The sequence below is a fragment of the Streptomyces sp. NPDC036984 genome (assembly GCF_055607665.1).
On record NZ_JBVJRL010000015.1, the window covers coordinates 35,700 to 62,380 of the forward strand.

At 72.9% G+C, this 26,681-nt stretch carries 26 protein-coding genes and 4 pseudogenes; 15 read left to right on the top strand and 15 right to left on the bottom strand.

The features are described 5' to 3' along the window. The first annotated feature begins 84 nt into the window (after window positions 1-84). Together ACZ7DL_RS25485 and ACZ7DL_RS25490 are read left to right on the top strand one after the other, a co-directional pair. Window positions 85-696, top strand: a complete 612-nt coding sequence (locus ACZ7DL_RS25485; RefSeq protein WP_470777350.1) for a TetR/AcrR family transcriptional regulator — start codon at window positions 85-87, stop codon at window positions 694-696. Further along, on the top strand, window positions 693-2,264 hold the full coding sequence (locus tag ACZ7DL_RS25490; RefSeq protein ID WP_470777351.1) for a glycerol-3-phosphate dehydrogenase/oxidase: 1,572 nt from the start codon (window positions 693-695) through the stop codon (window positions 2,262-2,264). The genes ACZ7DL_RS25485 and ACZ7DL_RS25490 overlap by 4 nt, the downstream gene beginning before the upstream one ends. A gap of 211 nt (window positions 2,265-2,475) precedes the next feature. Here ACZ7DL_RS25490 and ACZ7DL_RS25495 read toward each other — a convergent pair whose 3' ends face one another. Together ACZ7DL_RS25495 and ACZ7DL_RS25500 are read right to left on the bottom strand one after the other, a co-directional pair. Next, entirely contained in the window at window positions 2,476-3,927 is a 1,452-nt protein-coding gene (locus ACZ7DL_RS25495) for a WGR domain-containing protein (RefSeq protein WP_470777353.1), read from the bottom strand. A 154-nt stretch (window positions 3,928-4,081) separates the two neighbouring features. Then, window positions 4,082-4,471, bottom strand: a complete 390-nt coding sequence (locus ACZ7DL_RS25500) for a hypothetical protein (protein ID WP_470777621.1) — start codon at window positions 4,469-4,471, stop codon at window positions 4,082-4,084. Between ACZ7DL_RS25500 and ACZ7DL_RS25505 the strand changes: the two are divergent. After that, window positions 4,467-4,694: pseudogene (locus ACZ7DL_RS25505) on the top strand (short-chain dehydrogenase); the annotation flags it as partial. The gene ACZ7DL_RS25500 and the pseudogene ACZ7DL_RS25505 overlap by 5 nt on opposite strands. Window positions 4,695-4,791: 97 nt before the next feature. Here ACZ7DL_RS25505 and ACZ7DL_RS25510 read toward each other — a convergent pair. Beyond that, window positions 4,792-6,396 (bottom strand): ABC-F family ATP-binding cassette domain-containing protein, encoded by a 1,605-nt coding sequence (locus ACZ7DL_RS25510; RefSeq protein WP_470777355.1) that lies wholly within the window; start codon window positions 6,394-6,396, stop codon window positions 4,792-4,794. 209 nt (window positions 6,397-6,605) lie between these two features. Then, window positions 6,606-7,310 (bottom strand): SDR family oxidoreductase, encoded by a 705-nt coding sequence (locus tag ACZ7DL_RS25515; protein WP_470777357.1) that lies wholly within the window; start codon window positions 7,308-7,310, stop codon window positions 6,606-6,608. 542 nt (window positions 7,311-7,852) lie between these two features. Between ACZ7DL_RS25515 and ACZ7DL_RS25520 the strand changes: the two genes are divergently transcribed. After that, window positions 7,853-8,662 carry an SAM-dependent methyltransferase gene (locus ACZ7DL_RS25520; RefSeq protein ID WP_470777359.1) on the top strand — a complete coding sequence of 270 codons (810 nt, stop codon included), beginning with the start codon at window positions 7,853-7,855 and terminating at the stop codon, window positions 8,660-8,662. Between the two features lie 183 nt (window positions 8,663-8,845). Here ACZ7DL_RS25520 and ACZ7DL_RS25525 read toward each other — a convergent pair. Continuing rightward, window positions 8,846-9,100 (bottom strand): annotated as a pseudogene (locus tag ACZ7DL_RS25525) (LacI family DNA-binding transcriptional regulator); the annotation flags it as partial. Window positions 9,101-9,394: 294 nt separating this feature from the next. Here ACZ7DL_RS25525 and ACZ7DL_RS25530 point away from each other — a divergent pair. Further along, on the top strand, window positions 9,395-10,873 hold the full coding sequence (locus ACZ7DL_RS25530) for a glutamate-cysteine ligase family protein (RefSeq protein WP_470777361.1): 1,479 nt from the start codon (window positions 9,395-9,397) through the stop codon (window positions 10,871-10,873). A 6-nt stretch (window positions 10,874-10,879) separates the two neighbouring features. Here the strand turns inward: ACZ7DL_RS25530 and ACZ7DL_RS25535 are convergent, their stop codons facing one another. Then, window positions 10,880-12,253 carry a S41 family peptidase gene (locus ACZ7DL_RS25535; protein WP_470777362.1) on the bottom strand — a complete coding sequence of 458 codons (1,374 nt, stop codon included), beginning with the start codon at window positions 12,251-12,253 and terminating at the stop codon, window positions 10,880-10,882. 118 nt (window positions 12,254-12,371) lie between these two features. Further along, a complete protein-coding gene (locus tag ACZ7DL_RS25540) occupies window positions 12,372-12,761 on the bottom strand; it encodes a winged helix-turn-helix transcriptional regulator (RefSeq protein WP_470777364.1) in 390 nt (129 codons plus the stop codon). 132 nt (window positions 12,762-12,893) lie between these two features. Here ACZ7DL_RS25540 and ACZ7DL_RS25545 point away from each other — a divergent pair, with 132 nt between their 5' ends. Next, window positions 12,894-13,544 (top strand): FMN-dependent NADH-azoreductase, encoded by a 651-nt coding sequence (locus tag ACZ7DL_RS25545; RefSeq protein ID WP_470777366.1) that lies wholly within the window; start codon window positions 12,894-12,896, stop codon window positions 13,542-13,544. A gap of 143 nt (window positions 13,545-13,687) precedes the next feature. Here ACZ7DL_RS25545 and ACZ7DL_RS25550 read toward each other — a convergent pair. The 5 genes and pseudogenes from ACZ7DL_RS25550 to ACZ7DL_RS25570 all read right to left on the bottom strand — a co-directional run. Then, window positions 13,688-13,794, bottom strand: a pseudogene (locus ACZ7DL_RS25550) (IS982 family transposase); the annotation flags it as partial. Window positions 13,795-13,845: 51 nt separating this feature from the next. Continuing rightward, the gene (locus ACZ7DL_RS25555; protein WP_470777367.1) at window positions 13,846-14,355 is read right to left on the bottom strand and encodes a DinB family protein; all 510 of its coding nucleotides are present in this window, start codon (window positions 14,353-14,355) and stop codon (window positions 13,846-13,848) included. 48 nt (window positions 14,356-14,403) lie between these two features. Further along, window positions 14,404-14,991, bottom strand: a complete 588-nt coding sequence (locus ACZ7DL_RS25560) for a GNAT family N-acetyltransferase (protein ID WP_470777368.1) — start codon at window positions 14,989-14,991, stop codon at window positions 14,404-14,406. Window positions 14,992-15,044: 53 nt separating this feature from the next. Continuing rightward, window positions 15,045-15,806, bottom strand: coding sequence for a PDC sensor domain-containing protein (locus ACZ7DL_RS25565; protein ID WP_470777369.1), 762 nt, complete (start codon window positions 15,804-15,806; stop codon window positions 15,045-15,047). Between the two features lie 37 nt (window positions 15,807-15,843). Continuing rightward, window positions 15,844-16,584, bottom strand: coding sequence for a FadR/GntR family transcriptional regulator (locus tag ACZ7DL_RS25570; RefSeq protein ID WP_470777371.1), 741 nt, complete (start codon window positions 16,582-16,584; stop codon window positions 15,844-15,846). Window positions 16,585-16,694: 110 nt separating this feature from the next. On the opposite strand from ACZ7DL_RS25570, the gene ACZ7DL_RS25575 reads away from it, so the two are divergent. The 8 genes from ACZ7DL_RS25575 to ACZ7DL_RS25610 all read left to right on the top strand — a co-directional run bounded on the left by ACZ7DL_RS25575 (window position 16,695) and on the right by ACZ7DL_RS25610 (window position 23,529). Beyond that, window positions 16,695-17,726, top strand: coding sequence for an ABC transporter ATP-binding protein (locus ACZ7DL_RS25575; RefSeq protein WP_470777373.1), 1,032 nt, complete (start codon window positions 16,695-16,697; stop codon window positions 17,724-17,726). Window positions 17,727-17,761: 35 nt separating this feature from the next. After that, window positions 17,762-18,958, top strand: coding sequence for an ABC transporter substrate-binding protein (locus tag ACZ7DL_RS25580; RefSeq protein ID WP_470777375.1), 1,197 nt, complete (start codon window positions 17,762-17,764; stop codon window positions 18,956-18,958). A 3-nt stretch (window positions 18,959-18,961) separates the two neighbouring features. After that, entirely contained in the window at window positions 18,962-19,855 is an 894-nt protein-coding gene (locus ACZ7DL_RS25585) for an ABC transporter permease (protein WP_470777376.1), read from the top strand. Between the two features lie 12 nt (window positions 19,856-19,867). Further along, window positions 19,868-20,683, top strand: coding sequence for an ABC transporter permease (locus tag ACZ7DL_RS25590; RefSeq protein ID WP_470777378.1), 816 nt, complete (start codon window positions 19,868-19,870; stop codon window positions 20,681-20,683). 111 nt (window positions 20,684-20,794) lie between these two features. Next, window positions 20,795-21,076 (top strand): hypothetical protein, encoded by a 282-nt coding sequence (locus ACZ7DL_RS25595; protein ID WP_470777380.1) that lies wholly within the window; start codon window positions 20,795-20,797, stop codon window positions 21,074-21,076. 67 nt (window positions 21,077-21,143) lie between these two features. Next, on the top strand, window positions 21,144-21,944 hold the full coding sequence (locus tag ACZ7DL_RS25600; RefSeq protein ID WP_470777382.1) for a YqjF family protein: 801 nt from the start codon (window positions 21,144-21,146) through the stop codon (window positions 21,942-21,944). Continuing rightward, window positions 21,941-22,483 carry a hypothetical protein gene (locus ACZ7DL_RS25605; RefSeq protein ID WP_470777384.1) on the top strand — a complete coding sequence of 181 codons (543 nt, stop codon included), beginning with the start codon at window positions 21,941-21,943 and terminating at the stop codon, window positions 22,481-22,483. Before ACZ7DL_RS25600 ends, ACZ7DL_RS25605 begins: the two co-directional genes overlap by 4 nt. A 164-nt stretch (window positions 22,484-22,647) precedes the next feature. Then, on the top strand, window positions 22,648-23,529 hold the full coding sequence (locus ACZ7DL_RS25610; RefSeq protein ID WP_470777386.1) for a DMT family transporter: 882 nt from the start codon (window positions 22,648-22,650) through the stop codon (window positions 23,527-23,529). Between the two features lie 23 nt (window positions 23,530-23,552). Here the strand turns inward: ACZ7DL_RS25610 and ACZ7DL_RS25615 are convergent. The 3 genes and pseudogenes from ACZ7DL_RS25615 to ACZ7DL_RS25625 all read right to left on the bottom strand — a co-directional run bounded on the left by ACZ7DL_RS25615 (window position 23,553) and on the right by ACZ7DL_RS25625 (window position 25,575). After that, window positions 23,553-24,601 (bottom strand): annotated as a pseudogene (locus ACZ7DL_RS25615) (cytochrome P450). A 124-nt stretch (window positions 24,602-24,725) separates the two neighbouring features. Beyond that, a complete protein-coding gene (locus ACZ7DL_RS25620; protein WP_470777604.1) occupies window positions 24,726-24,806 on the bottom strand; it encodes a tryptorubin family RiPP precursor in 81 nt (26 codons plus the stop codon). Window positions 24,807-25,182: 376 nt separating this feature from the next. Next, on the bottom strand, window positions 25,183-25,575 hold the full coding sequence (locus tag ACZ7DL_RS25625) for a RidA family protein (RefSeq protein ID WP_470777388.1): 393 nt from the start codon (window positions 25,573-25,575) through the stop codon (window positions 25,183-25,185). 72 nt (window positions 25,576-25,647) lie between these two features. Between ACZ7DL_RS25625 and ACZ7DL_RS25630 the strand changes: the two genes are divergently transcribed. Further along, window positions 25,648-26,595, top strand: coding sequence for a LysR family transcriptional regulator (locus tag ACZ7DL_RS25630; protein ID WP_470777390.1), 948 nt, complete (start codon window positions 25,648-25,650; stop codon window positions 26,593-26,595). Window positions 26,596-26,681: the final 86 nt, after the last annotated feature.

Below are 26,681 nucleotides of genomic sequence, written 5' to 3' on the forward strand. Positions count from 1 at the left end.
CGGTGCGCTGGGTTCCGCGCGGTTCGGCTGCCGCCTTCGGGCCGGCCGCTTCCGTCCGGGCCCCGGGGCGTTACACTGTGACACATGACGCCTATTCGTCACAACGGTTCGGGCAACGGTTCGGACAGCGATCCCGTCCTCGACGCGGTACGCGACTGTGTACTGGCCGTCGGAGTACGGCGCACCACCCTCGCCGACGTGGCCCGCCGCGCCGGCGTCTCCCGGATGACGCTCTACCGCCGCTGGCCGGACCTGCGGACTCTGGTGGGCGATCTGATGACCCGGGAGTGGGTCGACGTGGCCACCCGCGCCATACCGCAGCCCGCCGAGGGCACCAGCACACGTGCCCGGATCGTGGACGGACTGGTGGCCGGGGTCGAGGCGTTCCGGGCGCACCCCCTCTTCCGCAAGATCGTCGATGTCGACCCGGAACTGCTCCTGCCGTACGTGCTCGACCGGCGCGGCGCCAGCCAGGAGGCGCTTCTGGCGCTGCTGGGCGACGCGCTGCGCGAGGGCCACGCGGACGGATCCGTACGGCCCGGCCACGTCGAACGGCAGGCCCGCGCCCTCCTGCTGACCGTGCAGTCCTTCACCCTGTCCCTGCGCACGATGACCGACGAGGACGATCCGGAGCTGGACTCCGCCGCCTTCCTCGGGGAACTGCGCACCCTCCTGGAGAGGACCCTGACGCCATGAGCCACACCGAGGCCGCGCCCGGCTCGTCCCTCAGCGCACACCGGCGCGGCCGGGAACTGGCCGAGGCCGCGGACGGCCGGGTGGCCGACGTCCTGGTCGTCGGGCTCGGCGCCACGGGCGCCGGGGCCGCGCTGGACGCGGCGACCCGCGGACTGGACGTCGTCGCGGTGGACGCCCACGACCTGGCCTTCGGCACCTCCCGCTGGAGCTCGAAGCTCATCCACGGCGGGCTGCGCTATCTGGCCTCCGGGCAGTTCGACGTCGCCCACGAGAGCGCGGTCGAGCGCGGGGTGCTGATGACCCGTACGGCCCCGCACCTGGTGGCCGCGCAGCCGTTCGTACTGCCGCTGACCCCGCTGGTGTCCCGGGCGCAGGCCTCGCTGGCGTGGACCGGGTTCCGGGCCGGTGACATGCTGCGGCTGGCCGCCCGGACCCCGCGGCAGGTCCTGCCCGCGCCGCGCCGGCTGTCGGCGACGGAGGCCCGGCATCTGGCGCCCTCGGTCCGTGCGGCCGGGCTGCGCGGGGGGCTGCTGTCCTGGGACGGCAAGGTGACCGACGACGCCCGCCTGGTGACCGCCCTGGCCCGGACCGCCGCCGCGCACGGCGCCCGGGTGCTGACCCGGGTGCGGGCACTGGAGCTGACCGGGACGGGCGCCCGGATCCGGGACGAACTCACCGGCGAGGAGGGCGAGATCAAGGCCCGCGCGGTGATCAACGCCACCGGGGTGTGGGCGGGGGCCCTTGCCGACGGCATCCGGATACGGCCCTCGCGCGGCACCCACCTGGTGCTGCGCTCGGAGCGGCTCGGCTCCCTGCCGGCCGGTCTGCACGTCCCGATCCCCGGGGAGAGCAACCGCTTCGTCCTGGTCCTGCCCCAGGGCGACGGCCGGGTCTACGTCGGCCTCACCGACGAGCCGGTCGACGGCGACATACCCGATGTCCCGGACGTCCCCGAGACCGACATCGGCTTCCTGCTCGACGTGCTCGGATCCGTCCTGGACGCGCCGGTGCGCCGGGACGAGGTCGTCGGCGCCTTCGCCGGGCTGCGCCCCCTGCTGGACACCTCCGACGGCGACGGCCAGGCCCGCACCTCCGACATCTCGCGCCGGCACGCGGTACTGACCTCCCCCGACGGGGTCACCACCGTGGTCGGCGGCAAGCTCACCACCTACCGGCGGATGGCCGAGGACGCGGTGGACGCCGCGGCCGAGGCCCGCGGCCTGCGCACGGGCCCCTCCCGCACCGCCGCACTGCCACTGGTCGGCGCCGCTGCCCCCGAACGGCTGCGCGCGCTGCCCGCACCCCGCCACCTGGTCCGCCGCCACGGCACCGAAGCCGCGGCCGTGCACGCCCTCGCCGCCCAGGACCCCACCCTGGCCGAACCGGTTCTGCCCGGCCACCCCGTCACCCGCGCCGAACTCCTCTGGGCGGTCCGGCACGAGGGCGCCCTGGACGAGTCCGACCTCCTGGACCGCCGCACCCGCATCGGCCTGATCCCGACAGACCACGCCGAGGCGCTCCCCGTCGCACGGGACATCCTGGACAGGGCGGCGGCCGTACGCCCATGACTCCGGGCGCGGGCACATCATCGCCTCGCCGATTGCTCGCTTCGCTGGGGCCTCTCCCCGGCGGCCGGACGCCCGGTTGCTCGCACCGGGCCGAGCCAGGCAGCCCGGGCACCGCCGACGAGCGGGAATTGCCCTGCCGGCTGCTCGGCGGCGCACCGGCGTGATGCGCCGTGAGAGTCGGCGTCGGGTGTGGTGAGCGCGTGGTGTTCCGTCAGAGCAGCCGTCGGATGTCGCCCCGCACCCGGTAGAAGCCGCCCGCCGCCGGGTGCAGGGCGTCGACGACGTAGCGGGCGCCGGGTTCGCGTATCGCTCGGGGGAACTGGACGTTCCAGGAGGGGTCGTAGCCGTCGGAGAGGACGTGGACCCGGAGCCGGCCGCTCTCCTGGACGCACTCGACCACGATCGATCCGGTGGGTGCCTGGGTGACCGTGGCCACGGCGGCCACGGCTGTGGCCGGGGCGTACGTCGGGAGGGCGGCGGCGAGCTTGATGTCGCGCGCCACGGGCACCGTGCCCTGCTGGGCCGCGGCGATGGCCGCCTCGCTCGCGTCGACGCACACCAGCGAACCGTCGGTGGTGACCAGGTACAGTCGCCCGTCGCGATACTGCATCGACAGGGCCGAGCCGCTGCCCGTACCGAGCTTCCACAGCCGTGTGCCGTCCCGGTCGAAGCAGTAGACGGACGAGGCCGCGTCCCCGGCGAAGACGAACCGGCCGCCCGGTGAGGTGGCGCACGAGTACACCGGGCTGTCGCACGCGTACGTCGCCTCGAGCGCGCCGCTGTCCTTGGCCAGTCGCTGGACCACACGGTGCGCGGTGCCCGCGTACACGGCGTCCTGCTCCTGCCAGCCGAACAGCACGGCGCCCCGGGTGGGCGTGTGCCACAGCTCGCCGCCGCCGTCCGGGGCGTAGGCGGTGACCCCCCGGTGGTGACCGTGGTAGACGGCCCGGTCGTCGGCCCGGACCATCCAGGCGTGTTCGCCCTGGCTCCGCCGGGACCACTGGTGTTCGTCCTCGTGGTCGATGACGGTGAGCCGGCCCTCGCGGTCCGAGACGTCCAGGACGCCCTCGTGGATGTCCAGCCAGAAGATGTCGACGTCGGCGGCGATGTCGTAGGCGGCGAAGGGAAGCTTGGAGGACAGGTCGTAGACCTTGCCGTCGTCGCAGCCGGCGTAGATCCAGAAGTCGTCGGCGACCAGGCACTTCACCCCGTCCGGCAGGCTGAAGCGGGCCAGGACCGCGCCCTCGTGGTCCAGGGTGTAGACGTCACCGGCCTGATTGCCCACCCAGCAACGGTCGTCGTCGACATGGATGCCGAACGCGGCGGAGCCGGTGCGGAACCGCCACAGCACGGGCGCCACGGCCCGCGCGGTGGACGGGGCCGAGCTGACCTGGCGCCGGGTCACCGCGCGGGGCGCACGCTGCCCCTGGGCCGCCGGGGCGTATCCCTTGCGGACCTTCTCCCCCACCTTCTTCGCGGCGGCGGCCCGCGCCTTTTCCGCGGTGGGGAACGTCGTCGTCTGGGTCTGCCCGGCGGCGCCGATCCTGCCGTACCGCACCGTCACCACCTGGCCGGCGACGGTCACTTCGTAGAACTTGTGGGCGCCGCCGCCCTCCTGCGACAGCTCCAGATACGTCGTCGACACCGCGGACGCCGTGGACATGGCAGACCCCTCCCCCAGACGGACCCGCGGCCGTTCCAGCAGGTCCTCAACTGCTCCTCACGGTAAGGGGACCCACTGACAATGCCCCCGGGCACCGTCGAGGCAGAGCACCGCCGTCGTACCCTCCTCACCGGGCGGCGGCGGATCAGCCGCGTCACGGGCCGGCCCGTAGAGGCTCCCCGTTGTCACCGGTCGGACCCAACCCATCAATGCCGATGCCGCCCAGGAGTTGACGCAGACAGCGCAGTGCGAGCGCGGCCGGGGAGCTCTCGCCCGCGACACCCGCCTCCGTGCCGGCCCAGGTCTCCAGCGCGATGCGGATCGCGTCCGTGGCCGCCGCCGCGACCAGGCGTACGTGCAGTGCTTCCAGACGTCCGTCGGCAAGGCGGGCGACGACCGGTACGAGCCGTTCCTCGGACTCCTGGTTCACCCGGTACCACACCGCGCGCAGCACGGGATCGCCCGCGGCCGCCCGCAGCAGCCCCCGGGTCCGCGGCAGCGCAGCGGCCGCCTCCTCGTCCGGCGCGGCCGGCGACTGTTCCATCTCCAGCGGTATGACCGACGGCAGTGGGGTCAGCGGGCAGAGCCGCGGGCCGCGGCTGCCCGCCGACGCCGACGTGAACCTGTTCGCCAAGCTCGCCCCCGCGCTCGGCCAGGGGTTCGCCGGCCCGGAGACCGTGGCGTCCGTGGTCGCGATGTTCGGCTCCTCGGACGGCAGGTTCATCACCGGCACCGAGATCCGCGTCGACGGCGGCACGCATTTCTGACCACCGCGCCCCCTGTTGATCACGGGCTCGCGCGCGGCCCGTCCGGCCGCCCGGACCGGCCCCCGGCACGGAGGCCCGGCCCGGGCGGAACCCGGCGTCAGGCGAGGGCGACCAGAGCGCGGTAGTCCTCGTTCCACAGGTCCTCGTCCGCGTCCGGCAGGAGCAGAACCCGGTCCGGGCGCAGGGCGTCGATGGCACCCTCGTCGTGCGTGACCATCACGATCGCGCCGGGGTACGAGCCGACCGCGGCCAGCACCTCGTCGCGGGAGGCAGGATCGAGGTTGTTGGTCGGCTCGTCCAGCAGCAGCACGTTCGCCCCGGAGTGGACCAGGCCGGCCAGCGCCAGCCGGGTCTTCTCCCCACCGGACAGCACGCCGGCGGGCTTGTCGGCGTCGTCGCCGCCGAACAGGAAGGCGCCGAGGACGCGCCGAGCCTCCCCCGCGCTCAGCTGGGGTGCGGCCAGGGAGAGGTTCTCCAGCACCGTGCGCGCGAGGTCGAGCGTGTCGTGCTCCTGCGCGAAGTAGCCCAGGCGCAGCCCGTGTCCGCGCACCACCCGCCCGCTGTCGGGCCGCTCGGCGCCGGCGAGGACGCGCAGCAGCGTGGTCTTGCCGGTGCCGTTGAGGCCCAGCACGACCAGCCGGCTGCCCCGGTCCACCGCCAGGTCCACGCCGTCGAGGACCCGGTGGCCGCCGTAGGACTTGGCGAGGCTGATCGCGCCGAGCGGAGTCCGTCCGCACGGCGCCGGCTCGGGCAGCCGGATCCGCGCGGTCTTCTCGGTGCGCCGGGCCGGATCCAGCTCGGCCAGCATCCGGTCGGCGCGCCGGGCCATGCTCCGCGCCATGGTCGCGGTGGCGGAGCGGGCCTTCATCCGGTCGGCCTGGGCGTGCAGGGCGGCGGCCTTGCGTTCGGCGCTCGCCCGCTCCCGGGTGCGGCGCCGCTCGTCCGCGTCCCGCCGGCTCAGATACATCTGCCAGCCCGTGTTGTGGATGTCGATCGTCGCCCGGGTGGCATCCAGGTGGAAGACGCGGTTGACGACGTCGGCGAGCAGAGCCGTGTCGTGGCTGATCACCACCAGACCGCCCTGGTGGGCCTGGAGGAACGTGCGCAGCCAGGCGAGGGAGTCGGCGTCGAGGTGGTTGGTCGGCTCGTCCAGCAGCAGGGTGCGGTCGGTTCCGGCGAACAGGATGCGGGCGAGTTCCACGCGCCGCTTCTGCCCTCCGGACAGCGCTCCGACCGGCTCACCCATCACCCGTTCGGGCAGGCCGAGTCCGGCCGCGACCCGGGCCGCCTCGGCCTCGGCGGCGTATCCGCCACCGGCCTGGAAGGCGGCCTCGGCACGGGCATAGGCGTGCATGGCCCGCTCCAGCGCCGCCGCGCCGACGGCACCGGCCATCGCCGTCTCGGCCTTCCGCAGAGCGCGCAGCGCGCTGTCGAGCCCGCGGGCGGAAAGGATCCGGTCGGTGACGGTAAGGGACGGGTCGGCGGTGCGGGAGTCCTGGGCCAGGAAGCCGACCGGGCCGGTGTGCGTGACGACGCCGGCTGCGGGCCGCACTCGCCCCGCGAGAGCGGTCATGAGGGTGGTCTTGCCGGCGCCGTTGCGGCCGACGAGTCCGATCCGGTCGCCGGGCGAGACGGTGAAGGAGATGCCGGACAGCAGGAGACGGGCGCCGGCGCGCAGCTCGGCGTCACGAACGGTGATCACTGGAAAACGCTCCGAAAAAGCAAGAGGACACACTTCTGACGCGGAAGCGGGTCCTCAGCTAGGAGATTCGGGGCGTAGACATGCGGTCAGGGTAATGGGGGCGGCCGCCGCGGCGCATGCGGTTTTCCGGTGGCCAGGCTCCACGAACAGCCGGCGGCCCGGGTGGCCCAAGCGGCCCAGGCGGCCAAGGCGGCCCGGGCAATCCGGGGTCAGGCCGCCAGTTGCTGATACAGCGCGGCCAAGTCTCCGGAGAGCCCCGCCTTGACCTGTCGGCTGATGTCGTCGGCCAGCACCTCGAACGCCCCGGTCTCGACGCCGTCGAGCGCGAGCGCGGCGACGCCCCGCGGCGTGGACTTGGGGACGTCCACATGCGCGGCCATGTCGGTGTCGATGTAGCCGACGTGCAGTCCGGTGACCCCGATACCCCGGGGACTCAGCTCCAGCCGCAGCGAGTTGGTCTGGGACCACAGGGCGGCCTTGGTGGCGCTGTAGGAACCGGCGACACCGATCCAGGAGAGCACGGAGTGGACGTTGAGGAGGTGTCCGCCGCCGTTGCGCTCGATGACCGGCGCGAAGGCCCGGGTGACCAGCAGCGGCCCATAGAAGTTGGTCTCGAACTCCCGGCGCACGTCGTCGAGCGGCGCGGTGAGCAGGGAGTGCGCGCCGAGCGAGATGCCGGCGTTGTTGATCAGGACGGTGACGTCCTGGGCCTGCGCCGCCGCGGCATCGACGGACCGGGGGTCGGTGACCTCCAGCGCGAGCGGTACGGCGTCGGGATGCGTGACGCTGCGCGGATCGCGGGCCGTGGCGTACACCTTGGCGGCACCGCGCGTGTACAGCTCCTCCACCAGCGCTTTGCCGAGGCCACGGCTGCCGCCGGTGACCAGCGCGACGGAGTTCTTGATCGACGTCATGTCCATCTCCCAAAGAGGAAACCGATCGGTTTCCCACCACCGTAAACCGATCGGTTTCCAACGGCAAGCGTGAGGGCACGGCCGTCCGCCCGCGACCGCGGGAGAGGGAGGCGACGAGCGCCGGTGCGTTCACCCGGCCGTACCGCGCGGCCGGCCGGTGGCCGACGGGGCGGGGAACGGCCCGAGCGCATGGATTCACCGTTCCCCGTCCCTGCCGGTCGGCCCTCCGCCGCGCGTCTGCCGAGGCGGTGGGCCGGTCTAGGGGGGCACCGCCGCGACGGACGTGCCCGAACCACCGATCCTCTTCAGACCCTCCGACGCCGGGCGCGGCCGGGCCACACGGAGAGGTCCGGCCGGGTGAGACGGCAGCGGGGTCCCGCCCGCGGCCCCGCCGGCCCGGCATGCGTCCACCTGCCCGCGTGATCGTGCCGCGAGGCCGGCCGCCTGCGGGAACTCCCCACACAGGGCCGGAAGTTGATATGGGAAGCTGTGCCCGGCCGGGTACGGACCGAGGCCGTAGCGGCCATGGAGAGGAGCTCAGCGTGACAAAGGACGGCTTCGAGGCCGTGACCATCGACACCAGCAGGCCGCATCCCGCGCGGATCTACGACTACCTCCTGGGCGGCAAGGACCACTACGAGGTGGACCAGCGGGCGGGTGACGAACTCGTCGCCGCGGCACCCGAGGCGCGGATCGGCGTACGGGCGAACCGGGCCTTCCTGCAACGCGCCGTCCGGTACGTCGTAGGCAGCGGGGTCCGCCAGATCCTGGACATCGGCACCGGCCTGCCCACCTCGCCGAACGTGCACGAGATCGCCCAGGCGGTGGCGCCGGACGTGCGCGTGGCCTACGTCGACAACGACCCGATCGTCGCCGCGCACGGCAACGCCCTGCTCAGCCGGTCCGGTACGACCCGCATCATCCTCGGCGATCTGCGGGACCCGCGGTCCGTGCTGGAGCACCCCGACGTCCGCCACCTCATCGACTTCGACCAGCCGGTCGCCGTGCTCCTGGTCGCCATCCTGCACTTCCTCACCGAGGCGGACCGGCCCGCCGACATCGTCGCCACCCTGCGCGACGCGCTCCCGGCCGGCAGCTTCCTGGTGCTCTCGCACGCCACCGGCGACTTCGCCGACCGCACCGCCGCCCAGGCCGTCTACACCAACGCGACCGCTTCCCTGAACCTGCGCACTCGCGCCGAGGTGGAGCGGTTCTTCGACGGCTTCGACCTGGACGAACCGGGCCTGGCCCAGGCCCCGTTCTGGCGTCCGGACACCCCGCCCCCGCCCCGGTCCGAACAGATCGGCTTCTACGGCGGCGTGGCCCGCAAGAACGCCGACCGCACCGCCTGACCGCGCCACCCACCCGCACCGCCCCACCTCACGACGCATCCACCCCCACCTCACCACCCCATCCACCCGCACCCCCCACCGCCGCGACTCACCACCCCACCTGACCGCTGCGACTCAGCGCACCGCCTCTCTCCGCCGCGGCCGACCCCTCAACCGACCGCGCCGGACCCGCCCCGCGGTCGGCCGGCTCGGTCGTGCCACCGCCAAGGGCATCGAGGAGGCCGGCGCGATGGCCCTGGCCTCGCCGCGGCGCAGCCGCTGGGCGCACAGGTTGGGCCGGTAACCCAGTTCGGCGTTGATCTTCTTGATGCGCTCGCGGGTGCGCGGATCCACCTTGCCCATGCCGTTGAGGGCGTGGGACACCGTCGTCCGGGACACCGACGCGGCCTCGGCGACATCGGCGATGGTGGGCCGGCGGGCGCCGCGGGACATGGTCATGGGGCCCGTCTTGCCCCACGGGCCGGCGGGCGGAGCCCGAGCGCCGGCGGGCCCCCGGCGCGCGGGAGCCCGGCGCACAGGCCCCCGGTCTACGGGTCCCGGTGTAAGTCCCCGGTGTACGAGTCCCCGGCGCGCGGGCCCCCGGTGTACGGGTCCTCGGCGCGCGAGCCCCCCGGTGTACGGGCCCTCGGCGCGCGAGCCCCGGCGGGCGGGGCGGCGGCCGGCTTGGTGCGGGTCGCGCGCTGGTGCGACGCTGGAGGGAAAGGTGTCCGACGAGGGGACCCTGGAGGGCCGATGGGGCGCGATGTCCCGGCGCTCGTCTTCACCCGCGAGGACCGCCGCCGGTACCGGATCAAGATGCAGCAGTGCCTGGACACGTTCGCGCAGATGCTGCGCGAGGCGCGGTTCGAGGCGGAGCGGCCGCAGGTCGGCCTGGAGATAGAACTGAACCTGGTGGACGACACCGCCGAGCCGGCGATGCGCAACACCGATGTGCTGGAGGCGATCTCCGACCCCGCCTGGTCCACCGAACTGGGCCGGTTCAACCTGGAGATCAACGTTCCGCCCCGGCGGCTGATCGCGGGCGGTCCGGACGCCTGGGAGTCGGAGATCAGGGCGGCGCTGAACCACGCCGACGAGCGGGCCCGGTCGGTCGGCACCCGGCTGATCGTGGTCGGGATCCTGCCCACGCTGCGGCAGGAGCACATCGACGGGGGCGCCCTGTCGGAAAACCCGCGCTACCACCTTCTCAACGATCAGATCTTCGCGGCCCGCGGCGAGGATCTGCGCATCGAGATCGACGGAGCCGACCGGCTGCGGACCTACGCGGACACCATCACCCCGGAGGCCGCGTGCACCAGCACGCAGTTCCATCTCCAGGTGTCGCCGGAGGAGTTCGCCGGCTACTGGAACGCGGCGCAGGCGATCGCCGGGGTGCAGGTCGCGCTCGCGGCCAACTCCCCGTTCCTGTTCGGCAAGGAGCTGTGGCACGAGACCCGGATCCCGCTGTTCGAGCAGGCCACTGACACCCGGCCGGAGGAGATCAAGGTGCAGGGGGTGCGGCCCCGGGTGTGGTTCGGGGAACGGTGGATCACCAGCGTCTTCGACCTCTTCGAGGAGAACCTGCGCTACTTCCCGGCCCTCCTCCCGCTCTGCGACGAGCAGGACCCGGCCGAGACGCTGGACCGCGGCGACATCCCCGAGCTGTCCGAACTCACCCTGCACAACGGCACGATCTACCGCTGGAACCGGCCGGTGTACGCCGTCGCCCAGGACCGGCCGCACATCCGGGTGGAGAACCGGGTACTGCCGGCCGGCCCGACGGTCGCCGACACCCTGGCCAACGGCGCCTTCTACTACGGGCTCACCCGGGCCCTGGTGGAGGAGGACCGGCCGGTGTGGTCGCGGATGTCGTTCTCGGCCGCCGAGGACAACCTGCACGCCGCCGCCCGGCACGGCATCGATGCGCTGCTGTACTGGCCCGGGATGGGCGAGGTGCCGGTGCCGGAGCTGGTCCTGCGGCGGCTGCTGCCGCTCGCGCACCGCGGCCTGGAGCGCTCCGGCATGGACGAGGCGTGGCGGGAGCCGCTGCTCGGCATCATCGAGCAGCGCTGTGTGACGGCACGCAACGGAGCCGTGTGGCAGAAGGAGATGGTCCATCACATCGCCGCCACCACGCGCGCCGGCCGGCACGAGGCGCTGCGCCGGATGACCCAGGTGTACATCGACTACATGCACCTCAACGCGCCGGTGCACACCTGGCCGGTCGACTGACCGGGATCAGCCGCGCGGCCGCAGGAGGGTCACCGCGCGGTCGAACGCCGAGTCGCGGTTCTTCGCGAACTCCTCGTCGGTGAAGACCGGCTCGGTCACCTGCGGCGGGATGCCGGTGCCGTCGAAGGTGCGGCCGGTGCGGGTCAGGAACTCCTCGTTCGGCAGGGCGAAGAGCATGCCGTCGGGGAGGTTGCGCACCATCACGTCCGAGAAGACGCCCTGGGTGGGCTGCCCGATCCGTACGGTCCGGCCGGGCCGGTCGAGCAGGGCCTGGGTGAAGGTCTCGCCGGCGCTGACCGTCGATCCGCCGGTGAGGACGGCGACCGGGCCGGTGTACCGCGGCGCGGCGGCGGGGACGACGGGCACGGGTTCGGGCCGGGTGTGGCGGGCGGGGTCGGCCGGGTTGTTGCGCGCGCGTTTGGCGTACGCCGTGTACGGGGTGTCGGTCAGCCGTGCGGCGATCCGGATGCCGAGGGCGTCGGATCCGCCGCCGTTCACCCGCAGGTCGATGATCAGCCCCCGCAGGCTCCGGGTGCGGCCCGGGGTCAGCACGGTGTCGAGCGCCCGGTCGAGTTCCGCCTGCTCCGCGGTGTGCGGCGCGTCGTCGCCGGCGTAGCCGCCGAAGCCGGAGATCCGCAGGTAGCCGAGGTCGCCGCGCAGGTCGGCGTAGGTGATCCGCCCCGCCCCGAAGTCCTGGCGGTGGACGGCGCCCTTGAGGTCGCGGGCCACGACGAATCGCTTGACCTTGGCGTCGAGTTCCTCGCTGGGCTGCTCGGTGCCGGGCCGTACCTCGGCGAAGACACGGTCGCCGTCCCTGACCGCCACATGGGCGTCGTACAGGGGCCGCAGCATGCGGCTGAAGATGTCGAAGAGTTCGGCCCGGGTGGTGTCGCGGTGCACCTGGGGCCGGTAGCGGTCGCGGACGGCGTGCCAGTCGACGCCCTTCTGGGCGAAGAAGGGATAGTTCTCCTCGAAGGTGTGCCAGAGCACGTCGAAACCGGCGCGCGGATCGGTGGACGGCGTCCGTGTGCAGTCGGCGGGCAGGGCCGGGACGCGGGTCAGTTTCCGGTGGCCGACGGAGCTGTCGGCGGAGAGCCGGGCGTGCTTCCGGTCGTGCGCGGTCCGTACGGTGAGGAGGGTGCCGTCCGGCGTGCGGTACCGGCCGGCGCCGGTCTGGCGTGCGGAGTCGCCCTCGATGCAGCTGACGGACGTGGTCTGGTACTCGCGCAGGGTTCCGCCGCCGAGGACGAGCAGGGTGCCGTAGCCGTCGGTCCGCCACACCCCGTCGGTGGCCGGCGGACCCGGTGGCGCGGCGGATGCGGCGGGTACGGCTGTGGCGGCGATGGTCAAGGCGGCGACGGTGGCCGTGACGATGCGCACGATGGAGTCCTCCCGGTACGGGTCGCGGACCACCACCGTGTCCGACGGCCGGACCCGCCCACCATCCGGCGAGCCGGTGCACCGGCAGGGGGGACAGCCCCCGGGCGTCCGCCGCCCGTCAGGCCGGCTCGCGGGCGGGCCGCTCCAGGGAGGTCTCGGGGAACGCCGATGCCTCCGGGAGGTGGGCCTTCGCCCACTCGGCGAGTTCGCGGAGCGCGGGCTCCAGGGCCGCGCCGGCCTCGGTCAGGCGGTAGGAGACGCGCAGTGGGGGGCCTTCGTCGACCTCGCGCAGGACCAGGCCGGCCGCGCCGAGTTCGGCGAGCCGGTCGGACAGCATGCGTTCGCTGATGCCGGGGACGGCCCGCCGGAGATCGGCGAAGTACGCGGGCTGCTCCACGAGGACGGCCACGATCTGGCCGCTCCAGCGCTTGCCGAGCAGCTGGAAGACACGGGTGATGCCGTCGTCCACCCTCTTGCACGCCGCGCTGTCGTGGTTCTGCTCCGCCATGACCTCAGGGTACTACTTCCCCGTAGGGGGCTGAAAAAAAGTAAGTCCATGTGTTAAAAATAGTCCAGTACGGAACGTCAGCCTGAGCGCTGCGGCGTGCGGCTGCTCAGCCCCTTTTTCTGGAGAGAACCCATGGCCACCCTGCTGCACATCGATTCGTCCGTGTTCCCGACCGAGGCGTCGGCCTCCCGTGCCGTCACGGAGGCGTTCCGCAAGCACTGGGAGGAGCAGCACCCGCAGGGCACGGTCATCTACCGCGACCTGGCGGCGCAGCCCGTTCCGCACATCACCGCGGACGCGCACCTCGCGGGCTTCGTCCCCGCGGAGGTCCACACGCCGGAGCAGGCCGCCGTCTTCGCCGAGCGGGTCAAGCTCATCGAGGAGCTGGAGCAGGCCGACGCGATCCTGATCGGCGCCCCGATGTACAACTACACGATCCCGTCGACCCTCAAGGCCTGGCTCGACAACGTGATCCTCATGGGCCGCACCGCGGGCGAGACCCCGTCCGCCAAGGGCACCCCGGTGACCGTCATCGCCAGCCGGGGCGGCTCCTACGCGCCGGGCACCCCGCGCGAGCCCTACGAGTACGTGCAGAACTACCTCAAGGCCGTCCTCGCCGACGCCATGGGCCTGGACCTGGAGTTCATCGTCCCGGAGCTGACCATGGCGTCGAAGAACCCGGCGATGGCCGAGCTGGTCCCGCTGTACGAGGCCTCCCGCGACCGCGCCTTCGAGGCCGCGGCCGCCAGGGCCCGCCAGCTCGCGGAGCGCCTCGCGGCCTGACACCCCCGGAGGGCCGGGCATCCCGCCCCCCGTGCGACACCCGGACACCGAGCCCCGGGCCACCTCACAGGTGGCCCGGGGTCGCGCTTGTGCGCGGGGACGGCAGCCGGAAGGAGCGGGAGAGCAGGCCACGGAGTCCGCCCCACGTCGTCGGTCCCAGGCGTGGTGTCGCGGGACAGCGCGCGAGTGAGGCGCCGGATCAGCTCGGCCGCCTTGCGCAACCGCTTGTGTGGCCGGGCTGCCGGGGCAGGGCGATTCTGCGGAACGGTTCGGCATGTGGAGGTCGATGGCCGCTGCGGACTCAGGCGCCCACGGTCCCGTCGACACCTTCACGCAGAAAGTCGGCGTGCCCGTTGTGGCGGCCGTACTCCAGAAGCACGTGCAGCATCACCATCCGCAGCGACACCTCCTCGCCCCATCGTGGCTGATACCCGGCCTGGTCCAGGGACTCAGCCTCCTGCTCGATACGGCGCGAGCTCGCCACCTCGGCATCCCAGGCCGCGAACGCCTCGTCCCTGGTCGACGCGCTCGCGTCGTACGCCGCCTGGAAGTCGATCTCGTCGGACCAGACCATGGGTGCGTCGTTGTCCTCGAACACTCGACGGAACCACGCACGCTCCACCTCCGCCATGTGCCGCACCAGACCGAGCAGCGAAAGCGTGGACGGCGGCATCGACCGCTGTCGCAGCTCCTCGTCGGTGAGCCCTTCGCACTTCATGGCGAGGGTTGCGCGGTGGTAGTCGAGAAAAGCCCGCAGCATGTCGCGTTCGCTGCCAAAGCTGGGCGGCCCTATGCGATTGTCGCTGGTCACTGGTGGTGCTCCTCATCAGTATCTGCTCATCGGACCCCGCAGCCGCACCTATGCCTCGGCATCGATCATCTGGGCGGTCTTCAGTGCCTCGGCCTGCTCGCGCGTGAGGCGCCATGTCTGGCGCTCGCCGGCCTCGGCGGGGGCCAGGCGTGGGGCCGGGCCGCGGCGGTGCGGGGTGAAGCCGAGCCGGGCGGGGACGACCGCGCTGGCCCGGTTGGCGGTGTCGTGGGCGATCTCGACGTACTCGGTGCCGGGCAGCCGGAAGGCTTCCAGCGCCAGGGCGTGGGCGGTGCGGGTGGCCAGGCCGTGGCCGGTGGCGGCGGGGTGCAGCCAGTAGCCGATCTCACGGACGCCGTCGGGTGTGCCCGGGTGCCGGAACAGCCCGGACGCACCGACGATCGCGCCGTTCCACACGATCGCGTACGACAACTGGTCCCCGGACTCCCAGTGTTCGTCCCGGCCGGCCAGGAAGTCGACGGTCCTGTCCAGGCTGTGCAGCGGGACCCAGGACAGCCACGGGCGCAGATGGTCCAGCGACTCCTCGATGACCCGGAAGAACTCCGGGAGGTCGGACTCGCCGGCGAAGCGCCGCAGGGTCAGGTCGTCCAGCTCGATCACGTGGTGCGGAATGCTCATGCGAGGAGGATCAAGGCCGAAGGCACCTGCCGCAACGGGATTTCGCGGTGGTCTCAGGACAGGACGAGCACCAGGGGGACGCCCCGGCACGGCACCAGCCGCAGGCCGTCGTACGCGCCGGGCCGCCCCTCGCTGAGCAGTTCACCGAAGTCGGGGCCCTTGGTGAGGGAGCCGGCCAGGTGGGCGGGGTCGGCGGAGGCGGCGACCCGGCCGCGGGCGTTGACCAGGTGCGCGCGCCGGGACAGCCGCCGCAGCAGCGGGAGGACGGCTGCCTCGAAGTGCCGCAGGTACACATCGGCGGCGGCCACTCCGGCGAACCGCCCCTGGATGCGAACCGGTTCGGACAGGGTGAGGCTGTACTCGTCGGAGCAGAGGTAGTCCACGTACGGTCCGGCCACCGCCCGGCGGCCGGTGTCGCGGGGCAGCGTGTACCAGTCCCAGTGCGTGTAGTCGGAGTAGGCCGAGTGTCCGGGGTCGAGATCGAGGAGCAGCGGGCGGATCACGCCGTCGGCGCCCGACTGCCACCACTCCAGCCAGGCCGGCACGTCGACCAGCAGACTGGGAGCGGCGACGAAGCCGGCGCCGGAGACCAGTTCCTCGTGGGTGAGCCGCAGATGCAGTCCGGGGCGCAGGGCGGCGAGGTCCGCGCTGGCGGGCCGGCGGTCCTCGGCGGCCACCCGGTGCAGCAGGGCCGCGGTGTCGGCACGGGTGGCGGCCACCGTCTCGAAGACCGCCTCCAGCGCGCCGCCCACCTGCGCGGCCACCCACGTCTCCGGGTCCATGGTGACGGTGGCGAGCCCGGCGCTGACGCCCATGTGTCCTCCAGCGGACGGGAACCGGACGCGGTGCGGGTCAGAGGGTGAGGCGTACGGCGACGAGCCGCGCCGTCGACTCCCTGACGCACCGCTCGGCCAGCGTGCCGGCCGTTTCGTGCGCCCCATCTTGCACGGCGGAGATGACGGAGCGGTGACGGTCCGCAACTTCTTCACGATATGCGTCCTCGGCGAGGACGAGGCACAGCAGCGCGCCCACCTCACTCTGGAGGGCGACCTGTTCACGGGTGAGCCGGGCGGACTGGGCGGCGGCGGCGAGTTCGACGTGGAAGCGGCCGTACAGCCGGCTGCGCGCCGCTGCGTCCTCGGCGGACGCCAGTTCCCCGGCGGTCCGGCGGAGCGGGTGCAGGTCCTGCGGTTCGGTGCGCTGGGCGGCGAGCCGGGCGGCGGCGCCGGACAGGGCGGCCCAGTGGTCGCCGAGGTCGCGCAGCTCCTCGGTACTCCAGCCGCGCAGCCGTGCCTTGAGCCGGTCGTCGGCGGGGACCTCGGGCAGTGAGACGAAGCTGCCGCCGCCGCGGCCGCGGCGCGTGGTGACCAGCCCCTGCTGCCGCAGGGCCATGAGCGCCTCGCGCAGGGTGACGGTGGAGACGCCGAGCCGTCCGGCCAGTTCGCTCTCGCCGGGCAGTTGCTCGCCGTCGGCGAGGAGGCCCAGCTCGATGGCGTCGCCGAGGCGGCGGACGACCGCGTCGACGCGCGCCCGGTTGTCCACCGGGCTGAAGACGGCTCGGCGGGCGCCGCCGTCGATCTCGTGCTGCCTCACGGTCACCACCTCGTGCGTTGACTCAAGCTTTACCCTAAGGGGCCCTTGAGCTTTGAACTATGACTTCATATGTTTACGGTCAACGAACAGTGCGCCAGAAAGGTTCCCGTATGGAGGGAATTGCGGTCCGGCTGCACGGCCTGCGGAAGTCGTTCGGCGAGACGACCGCGGTGGCCGGAGTCGACCTGGAGATCCGGGACGGCGAGTTCTTCTCGATGCTGGGCCCGTCCGGCTCCGGCAAGACCACGGTCCTGCGGCTCGTCGCCGGTTTCGAGGCCCCCGACCAGGGCCGGATCGAACTCGCCGGACAGGAGGTCACCGGCCTCGCCCCGTTCGAGCGGGACGTGCACACCGTCTTCCAGGACTACGCCCTCTTCCCGCACATGACGGTCGAGCAGAACGTCGCCTACGGGCTGCGGATCCGCAAGGTGCCGAAGGCGGAACGCCTGGTCCGCGCCCGCAAGGCGCTCGCCGAGGTCCGCCTCGACGGCTACGGCCAGCGGCGGCCCGCCCAGCTCTCCGGCGGGCAGCGCCAGCGCGTCGCGCTCGCCCGCGCGCTCGTCGGCCGGCCCCGCGTCCTGCTGCTGGACGAACCGCTCGGCGCCCTCGACCTGAAACTCCGCGAGCAGATGCAGGTCGAACTCAAGGCGCTCCAGCGGGAGGTGGGCATCACCTTCGTCTTCGTCACGCACGACCAGGAGGAGGCCCTGACGATGAGCGACCGGATCGCCGTCTTCGACCAGGGCCGCATCGCCCAGGTCGGCACCCCCGCGGAGATCTACGAGCGCCCGGCGACCTCCTTCGTCGCGTCCTTCGTCGGTACCTCGAACCTGCTCGAAGGGGAGGCGGCCCACCGGATCACCGGCGCCCCGGGCACGTACAACATCCGCCCGGAGAAGATCCGCGTCCTGAAGGAGTCCGCCGAGGCGGACGAGCCGGAGCACGCCACCGCCACCGGCACCGTCAACGAGGTCGTCTACCTCGGCGACGCCACCCGCTTCCTGGTCGATCTCGACGGCGGCGGCCGGCTCACCGCCCTCCAGCAGAACCTGGAGACCTCCTCCGAGGACGTCGCCGCCTACCGCGGCACCCGGGTCCGCCTCCGGTGGCACCGCCGGCACGCCGTCCGGCTGCCCTCCTGACCTCTCCCCACCGCCACGTCCCCCTGGAGAACGCCGTGCGCCTCAACCGCATCCCCCGGGCCGCCGCCGCGGCCGCCGCGCTGCTGCTCGCCGCCGCCTGCGGCTCCTCCGGCTCCGGCGACTCGTCCGCCACCGGCCTCAACCCGCCCGACCTCAAGGCCCCGGCCAAGCTCGGCACGACGGAGGGCGAGGTCAATCTGATCGCCTGGGCCGGTTATGTCGAGGACGGCTCGAACGACCCGGAGGCCGACTGGGTCTCCGGCTTCGAGAAGCAGACGGGCTGTCAGGTCCACTCGAAGGTCGCCGCCAGCTCGGACGAGATGGTCAAGCTGATGAAGACGGGCGAGTACGACGCCGTGTCCGCCTCCGGCGACGCCTCCCTGCGCCTGATCGCCTCCGGTGACGCGGCCCCGGTCAACACCGCCCTGGTACCCCACTACAAGGACGTCTTCAGCGGGCTGAAGAACGGCGCCTGGAACTCGGTGAAGGGACAGATGTACGGCATCCCGCACGGCCGCGGCGCCAACCTGCTGATGTACAACACCGCGAAGGTGAAGCCCGCGCCGACCTCCTGGTCCGCCGTCTTCGACGACGCCTCGCGCTACAAGGGGCACGTCACCGCGTACGACTCGCCGATCTACATCGCCGACGCGGCCCTGTATCTCAAGGCCGTCAGACCGGAGTTGAAGATCAAGGACCCCTACGCGCTCGACCAGAAGCAGTTCGACGCGGCCGTGTCGCTGCTGAAGCGGCAGAGCGGATACGTCGGCGAGTACTGGAGCGACTACCTGAAGGAGGTCTCCGCCTTCAAGAGCGGCGACTCGGTCGTCGGGACCACCTGGCAGGTCATCGCCAACCTCGCCTCGTCCGAGGGCGCCAAGGTGAAGGCACTGGTCCCCGAGGAGGGTTCGACCGGCTGGTCCGACACCTGGATGGTCTCCGCCAGGGCCAAGCACCCCGACTGCGCCTACAAATGGCTCGACTGGATCGTCTCGCCCAAGGTCAACGCCCAGGTCGCCGAGTACTTCGGCGAAGCCCCGGCCAACTCCGAGGCGTGCGCCGAGACCAGTGACAAGAACTTCTGCACGGTCTACCACGCGGCCGACGAGAACTACTGGAAGCGGATCGCCTTCTGGAACACGCCCATCGAGCAGTGCCTGGACGGCCGCAAGGACGTGACATGCGTGCCCTACGCCACATGGGTGCAGGCCTGGACCGAGATCAAGGGCTGAACCGTGACGACCGACGTGCCGACCGCCGCCGGACGGGGCGCCGTCCGGCGGCTCGCCGGAACCCTGCACCGCAGACCCCGGCTGCGCCTGACCCTGCTGCTCACCGCTCCCCTGCTGTGGCTCGCCGTCCTCTATCTCGGCTCGCTGGCGGTCCTGTTCGTCTCCGCCTTCTGGACGACGAACTCCTTCACATCCCAGGTGGTGAAGGTCTGGTCGACGGACAACTTCCACGAGCTGTTCACGACACCCGTCTTCCGCCAGGTGATCCTGCGCAGCGTCGGGGTGGCCCTCGCGGTGACCGTGCTGTGCGCGGTGATCGCCTTTCCGGTCGCCTTCTACACCGCCCGGGTGGCCCGGCCGAGACGGCGTCCGCTGCTGGTGGTGGCGATCCTGACCCCGTTGTGGGCGAGTTACCTGGTCAAGGTGTACGCCTGGCGGCTGATCCTCTCCCAGGGCGGCCTCGCCGACTGGATACTCACGCCCCTCGGCCTGGACGGCCCCGGCTTCGGCCTGCCGGCCACCGTCCTCACCCTGACGTACCTCTGGCTGCCCTACATGATCCTGCCGATCCACACGGCACTCGAACAGCTCCCGGCGAACCTGCTCGACGCCTCGGCGGATCTCGGGGCGCGGGCCGGGCGGACCTTCCGCTGCGTGGTGCTGCCCATGGTGCTGCCCTCGGTCGCGGCCGGCTCGGTGTTCACGTTCTCGCTGAGCCTCGGCGACTACATCACCGTGCAGATCGTCGGCGGCAAGACGCAGCTCATCGGCAACCTGGTGTACTCCAACATCGAACTCAACCTGCCCATGGCCGCCGCGCTCGGCACCGTGCCCGTGGCCGTGATCGTCCTGTACCTGCTGGCGATCCGCCGCACGGGCGCCCTGAACAGCCTGTAGGAGAAGAGCGCCATGCATCTCAGCCGCGCCGCGCGGACCACCCTGCGCATCGGTGCCGGACTCGGTTTCGCGGTGATCTACGTCCCGCTCCTGCTCGTCCTCCTCAACTCCCTGAATCCCGACCGCAGTGCGAGCTGGCCGCCACCGGGGCTCACCACGCACTGGTGGTCGGTGGCCGCGCACAACTCCGGTGCGCGCGAGGCCCTGTGGGTCTCGGTGAAGGCCGGGCTGGGCGCCACGGCCATCGCGCTCGTGCTGGGCACGCCGATCGCGTTCGCCGTGGCCCGGCACCGCTTCTTCGGCCGGGCCACGGTGTCCTTCATCGTGGTGCTGCCGATCGCGCTCCCCGGCATCGTCACCGGCATCGCCCTCAACTCGGCCTTCAGCACGGTCCTGGAGCCCCTCGGCGTGGGCCTCGGGCTGTTCACCGTGATCGTGGGCCATGCCACGTTCTGCATCGTCGTGGTCTTCAACAACGTGGTGGCCCGGCTGCGCCGTACGACCGGCTCCTACGAGGAGGCGGCCATGGACCTCGGGGCCACCCCCTTCCGTGCCTTCACGGACGTCACCTTCCCGCTGGTGCGCTCCGCGCTGCTGGCGGGTGCCCTGCTCGCCTTCGCCCTGTCCTTCGACGAGACCGTGGTCACCACGTTCACCGCGGGGCCCGGCATCCAGACCCTCCCCCTCTGGATCTTCGACAACATGACCCGGCCGCAGCAGGCGCCGGTGGTGAACGTCGTGGCCGCCGTGCTCGTCCTGCTGTCGGTGATCCCGATCTACGCCGCCCAGCGGCTGTCGGCGGACACGGCGACGTCCAGCCGGGTCTGAACGGCCCCGGCGGCCGGCCCCGCCGGGGCCGCACGGCCAACGTGGGGACACGCCCGGGCGACACCTGCGCGGTGCGGGGTCGCGGGCCGGGGTTGATGGAAACCTGCGCCCATGAGGAACCCTCCCAGCATCACCAGTTACGTCGACCGGGTCACCGCCGGCCCGGGCGGCGCGCTGACCGACGAGGTCGGCATCATCACCGGCGATCTCACCGTCGCGACCATCCTCCGGTCCGACGGCCACAGCGTGCGCGTCGCCGTCCAGCACTCCGGCAGCGACACCTGGTACACGCTCGCCGGCAGCCCCGCCCCCGTGCCCACCGGGCAACTCGCGGCCTACCACCGCGACCTGCTGGGCCGGATCCGCCGCGGCGGCGGCACCCGGGCCACATGAGCCGGCCGGCCCCGGGCCGGGCGGCCGGCCCGGGTTTCGGCACCGGCCGCCTGGGGAGTCGGTGCGCGTGGTCTCGTACGGACCGGAGCAGCGCGTGTACGTGCCCGCGCTGTGTGCCGGCTGGCTGACCCAGACCTTCGTGCACTGGGCGTACTCCCCCGACCAGGTCCAGCGCCTGCTGCCGGAGGGCCTGGTCGTGGACACCTGGGACGGGGCGGCGTGGGTGAGCCTCACCCCGTTCGTCATGGCCGACGTGCGCCCGCCCGGGTCCCCCGTCGCCCTGCGCTCCTTCCCGGAGACGAACCTGCGGACCTACGTCCGGGACCGGGAGGGCCGGGACGGGCTCTGGTTCCTGTCCATCGAGGTGGCCTGCCCGGTGATGCTGGCGGCCCGCGCGGTGGGGGTGCCGTACCACCTCGGCCGGCTGGACGTGGAGCGGCACGGGGACGTGGTGCGGTACACCGGCGCCCGGCGGGGCGGCGGGCCCTCGTACCACCTGGCCGTCCGGCCGGGCGAACCGGTGCGGCCGAGCCGCCGGGACGTGTGGCTGACCTCGCGGTGGCGGGCCTTCACCCGGCAGCTGGGCGCGCTCTGGGAGACGCCCGTCGAGCACGCGCCCTGGCCGCTGCGCACGGTCCGCCTCGACCTCGTCGAGGAGACCCTCACCCGGGCCGTGGGGCTGCCGCCGGCCGCGACCGCACCGCTCGCGCACTTCTCGGACGGCCTGCCGAAGGTACGCCTGGGCCTCTCGCATCCGGTGCGGCCGGTCCGCGGCCGGGCGGCGCGCGACGGCCCGCCGGAGGCACCCCGCCCACGCACCGACGACGACCACGGACCGCACGGCGGCCACGAAGGAGGCGCGCGATGAACCGGTCCCGTACACCCCGGCCCGAGGGCAGGGTCGGCGCCGACATGAAGCTGCTCGGCATCTACCTCAACGACCACCTCGCCGGTGCCACCGCGGGCACCGAGCGGATCGGGCACCTGGTCCGGTCCGCCCGTGGTTCCGCGCTCGGCAGGGCCCTCGGGCCGGTCGCCACGGAGATCCGCGAGGACCGGGCGGCACTGCTCGGCATCATGCACGACCTGGACGTGCCGGTGCGCCGCGCCAAGGTCTGCGCGGGCTGGACGGCCGAGAAGATGGCCCGTATGAAGGCCAACGGCCGCCTGATACGGCGTTCCCCGCTCAGTACGGTCCTGGAGCTGGAGGCGCTGCGGCTGGCGGTGGAGGGCAAGACCGCCGGGTGGCTCACCCTGCGCCGGCTCGCCACGGCCGACGCGCGCCTCGATCCCGGCCGGCTCGACACCCTCCTGGAACGGGCCCGTCGGCAGCAGGACACCGTGGAGGAGTGGCGGATCCGCCAGGCGGACGCGGCCCTGCGCACGACCGGCCCGGACAGCGGTTGATCCGTGGGGCCGGCGGGCGGGCCGCCCCGGTCGGCCGTCTTCGCGGACGGCCGGCGCGGCTCCCCGGGAGATGTCGGCGTGGCCGCACCCAGGGCGGACCACGTGCTTCCGTAGGCTGAACAGGCCCGAAGCTCCTCCCGGAGACCGAACCGCAGGAGACGGTCGTGATCGAACTGGCCGCGGCGTTCGCCGTCGCGGGAGCGGCGAGCAACGCCGTGGGCACCGCCTTCCAGCGCAAGGCGGCGTCCGTCTCCCGCAGCGGCGGGATCCGGCTGGTCGCGGAGCTGGCGCGCCGGCCGGTCTGGCTGATCGGCATGGCCGGGGTGATCTGCGCCGCACTGTTCCAGAGCCTGGCCCTGGTCAACGGCCCGCTCGCACTGGTCCAGCCGCTCTTCATCCTGGAGCTGCCCTTCGCCCTGCTCGTCGCCGCCCCGCTGATGCACCGGCGGCTGCCCTCCTGGGGCTGGTGGGGCGTGGGCGGCTGCGTGGCGGGGCTCGCCGTCCTGCTCGTCGCCGCCGCCCCGCGCGGCGCCACCGACCAGGCGCCCCTCGCCCGCTGGATCCCGGCCCTGTCCCTGTGTCTGGGCGCGATGGCCGTGGCCGTCCTGCTGGCCGGCCGGGGGCGCCCGCCGGCCCGGCGCGCCGCGCTGCTGGCGGCCGCCTCCGCGATCGGCAACGCCCTGACCGCCGCCCTGCTGAAGTCGGCCACCGGCACCTTCGCCGACCACGGCTTCGCGGCCTTCCTGCGGTCGTGGCAGACGTACGGTTTCGCGCTCGCCGGGGTGGCCGCGGTGGTCCTGCTGGAGAACGCGCTCCAGGCCGGCCCGCTGGCCGCGGCGCAGCCCGCGCTGACCATCGGCGACGCGGTGGTGAGCCTGACGCTCGGCGTCACCCTGTTCGGGGAGCGGATCCGCACCGGCTGGTGGCTTCTGCCGGAGGCGTGCGGTGCCCTGCTGATCGTCGCGGGGGTGGTGGTCCTCAGCCGGGCGGTGCAGCGGATCGTCGTGCTGACGGTCGCCGCCGAGCCGGCCGCGCGGCCCGGGTAGCGGCGGCTTCCCCGTGGCCCCCGCTAGCGCGACCGCGTCAGCCGTACCTCCTCCACGCCCAGCAGCCCGAGCAGCGGGACCCTGCCGACGCGCTGGCCGGGGTCGACCACCAGCCCGGAGCCGCGGATCAGGTCCAGCAGCAGTTCGGCCAGCGGCATGACCATGTGCCGGCCCCAGCACCGTTCCGAGGAGTGGCCGAAGGGCAGGTAGCCGGGGGCGGTGTCGGGGTCGAGGCCGTCCCAGCGCTCCGGGCGGAAGGTGTCCGGGTCGTCCCAGAGGGCGGGGTCCCGGTGGGACAGCAGCGGCAGCAGCAGGACGTCGTCCCGCTCGCCGATCCGGCCGTCGATCGCCGGGTACTCGGGCGAGGCGTTGCGCAGGATGTTCCACGAGGGCGGCAGCAGCCGCAGCGACTCCAGGATGATGTTCCGGTGGGACATGCCGTCGTCGAACGGTGAGCCGAGCCAGAGGGCGTTGGCCACGAGGGTGGAGACGGTGAAGCACACGGGGGCCGCGGCTCTGCGGTACATGCCCATCGCGTAGCGCCGTTCCTGGTAGCCCCGTGCGCGTGCGGCGCGGTTCGCGAGCCCGGTGAGCCGGGCGTCGGGCCGGGGCCAGCCGGGAAGGGCGGCGCCGAGCGCAATCGCCGACCAGGTGAGTTTCGGGGTGAGTTCGAGGTTGCGGCTCATCAGCATGCGCAGCCGGTAGGGGTCCTGACCGAGGATCAGGTCGCGCAGGAAGAGGTGGCCGGTCAGCGGCCAGGGACCGGCGAGGCCGACGCCCTGGGGCAGCGGCCCGGCCAGGGCCTCGCGTACGTCGTGGCCGATGGTGCGGGTGACCGTGGAGGCCTCGGTACGGGTGATGGAGCGTCCGTGCAGCGGCTTGAAGGTGGGGCGCTCGGTCTCGGCGGCCCGGCGCGCGGCCAGGATGCGGTCGGCGACCTCGTGTCCGGCTCGACCCCGACGGTGTCGGGTTCGAGCCGGAAGACGTCCTGGCCCAGGTGGCCGCCGATGAGCGCGGCGAGCCGCGGGGCGAACACGGTGGTACGCGCACGCGCGGTGGATGACGGCGGCATGGCTCCTCGATGCGGGGACAGGGCGGGGGGCGGCCGCGGTGCGGCGGGACACCGCTGCCCGGCCGCACCGCACCGCGGGGCGCCGGACAACGATGTCACCGCATGCGCACGCGGTGGTGCGGGATCAGTACCAGAGGTACCAGGCGTTCGCCTTGAGGCTCTTGGTGGCGGCAAAGCGGTTGCGGATGGCGAAAAGAAGCTTCATCACTGCACCTCCCCTCGGGGATGGACGAGTGACACGCGTCCGTTCCGGACCGGCCGGTGAAGATCACGTGTCGGCAACGCCCGGAACCTTCCCGCGACCGTTCACCGGCTAATCACCAAGGCATTCAAAATCCGTTGCACGCGGTCGGTTTCGGACTTTCGCGGATCATCGGCGCTCCGGTTTGACGCGCCGCGCCGGCACACGCGCGCCGTGCCACCGCCAGGGCTTCCCGCGCTGATGGCGAGCCGCGCCGACTGCCCGGATGCCGGACGGCCGGTCCCCGAGAGCGGACACGCGCCGCCCTTCATCGTCCGCCCCGGCACGTGAGATTGGCCGGATGCGCGCACGCGCGACCGCGCCCACCGGGCCCCGCACCTCAGCCCGCGCCGCGGCGGCGGGCACAGACCTCGATCTCGATCTTCATCCGGGGGTCGGCGAGGCCGCACTCCAGCATGGTGGCGGCCGGCCGGACGTCACCGAAACAGCCGCGCAGCACCGGCCAGCAGGGCTCGAAGTCCGCGCGGTCCGGCAGCAGATAGCGCACGCGCACCACATCGGCGAAGGTGCAGCCCGCCTCGGCCAGCGCGGCTTGGATGTTGCGCAGACACTGCTCGGCCTGCTCCACGACATCGTCGGAGATGGTCATGGTCGTGTAGTCGAAGCCGGTCGTCCCGGAGACATGGACCCAGCCCCCGTCGACCACGGCGCGGGCGTAACCGATCTGCTCCTCGAAGGTGGACCCGCTGAGGATCGCACGTCGTTCCGTCATGTGCCGAACGCTAGGTGACCAGCAATGATACGTCTAATACACATATCGCCATGACCTGATATCCCTGGGGATATGGAGCGCCCCGAACTCCCCCTGCCCCAGTTGCACGCGTTCGTCGTTCTCGCCGAGGAACTGCACTTCGGTCGCGCGGCGGCCCGGCTGGGCATCGCCCAGCCGCCCCTGAGCCAGCAGATCCGGCGGCTGGAGGACAGGGTCGGCCATCCGTTGTTCCGCCGTACCCCGGGGCGGGTCACGCTCACCCCGGCCGGCCAGGCCCTGCTGCCGGCCGCCCGGCAGGGGCTGGCCGGGATCACGGACGGGCTGGCGGCGGCCCGGGCCGTCGGCGACGGCCGGGCCGGACGGCTGCGGATCGGCTTCGCCGCGTCCCTCGCGCTGACCGTCCTGCCGGGCCTGCTGCGCGACTTCCGGCAGCGGTGCCCCGCCGTGCACCTGGACATCCGGGAGATGACCACGGCGCCGCAGCTCGACGCCCTGCGGGACCGGACGATCGACATCGGCCTGTTGCGCGAACCCCCGCCCGGCGACCGGGAGCTGGCGTTCCGGACCGTACTGAGCGAGCCGTTCGTGGCCGTCCTGCCGTCCGCCCATCCGCTCGCGGCCCAGCGGACCGTGCGGCCGGCCGAGCTGGCCGGTGAGCCGTTCGTCCTGCTGCCGCGCGCGGCCGGCCCCGGGCTGTACGACCGGATCACCGGCCTGTGCGAGGCGGCGGGCCACACCCCGCGGGTCGCCCAGCACGCGGTGGAGTGGCAGACGGTGTGTGCCCTCGTGGAGGCCGGCCTGGGCGTGTCGGTGGCGCCGGAGAGCATCCGGCGGATCCGGCTCCAGGGCGTCGCCTTCCGTCGGATCGTCCCCGGCACCGCCCGCACCCGGGTCGCCGTCGCCTGGCGCCGGAACGACCACGACCCGCTGGTGGGGCGACTGCTGACGACGGTGGGCCCGGCGTCGGGCACGGCGGACGTGCCCGACGAGGAGGCTCACCGCTCGGGCAGCACCGGGTGACGGCTCACGATCGAGACGCGTGCGCGGTGCCGGCGTCGGAGCTATGCTCAACTTGATTGAACTTAAAACCATCATGGAGGGGAGGT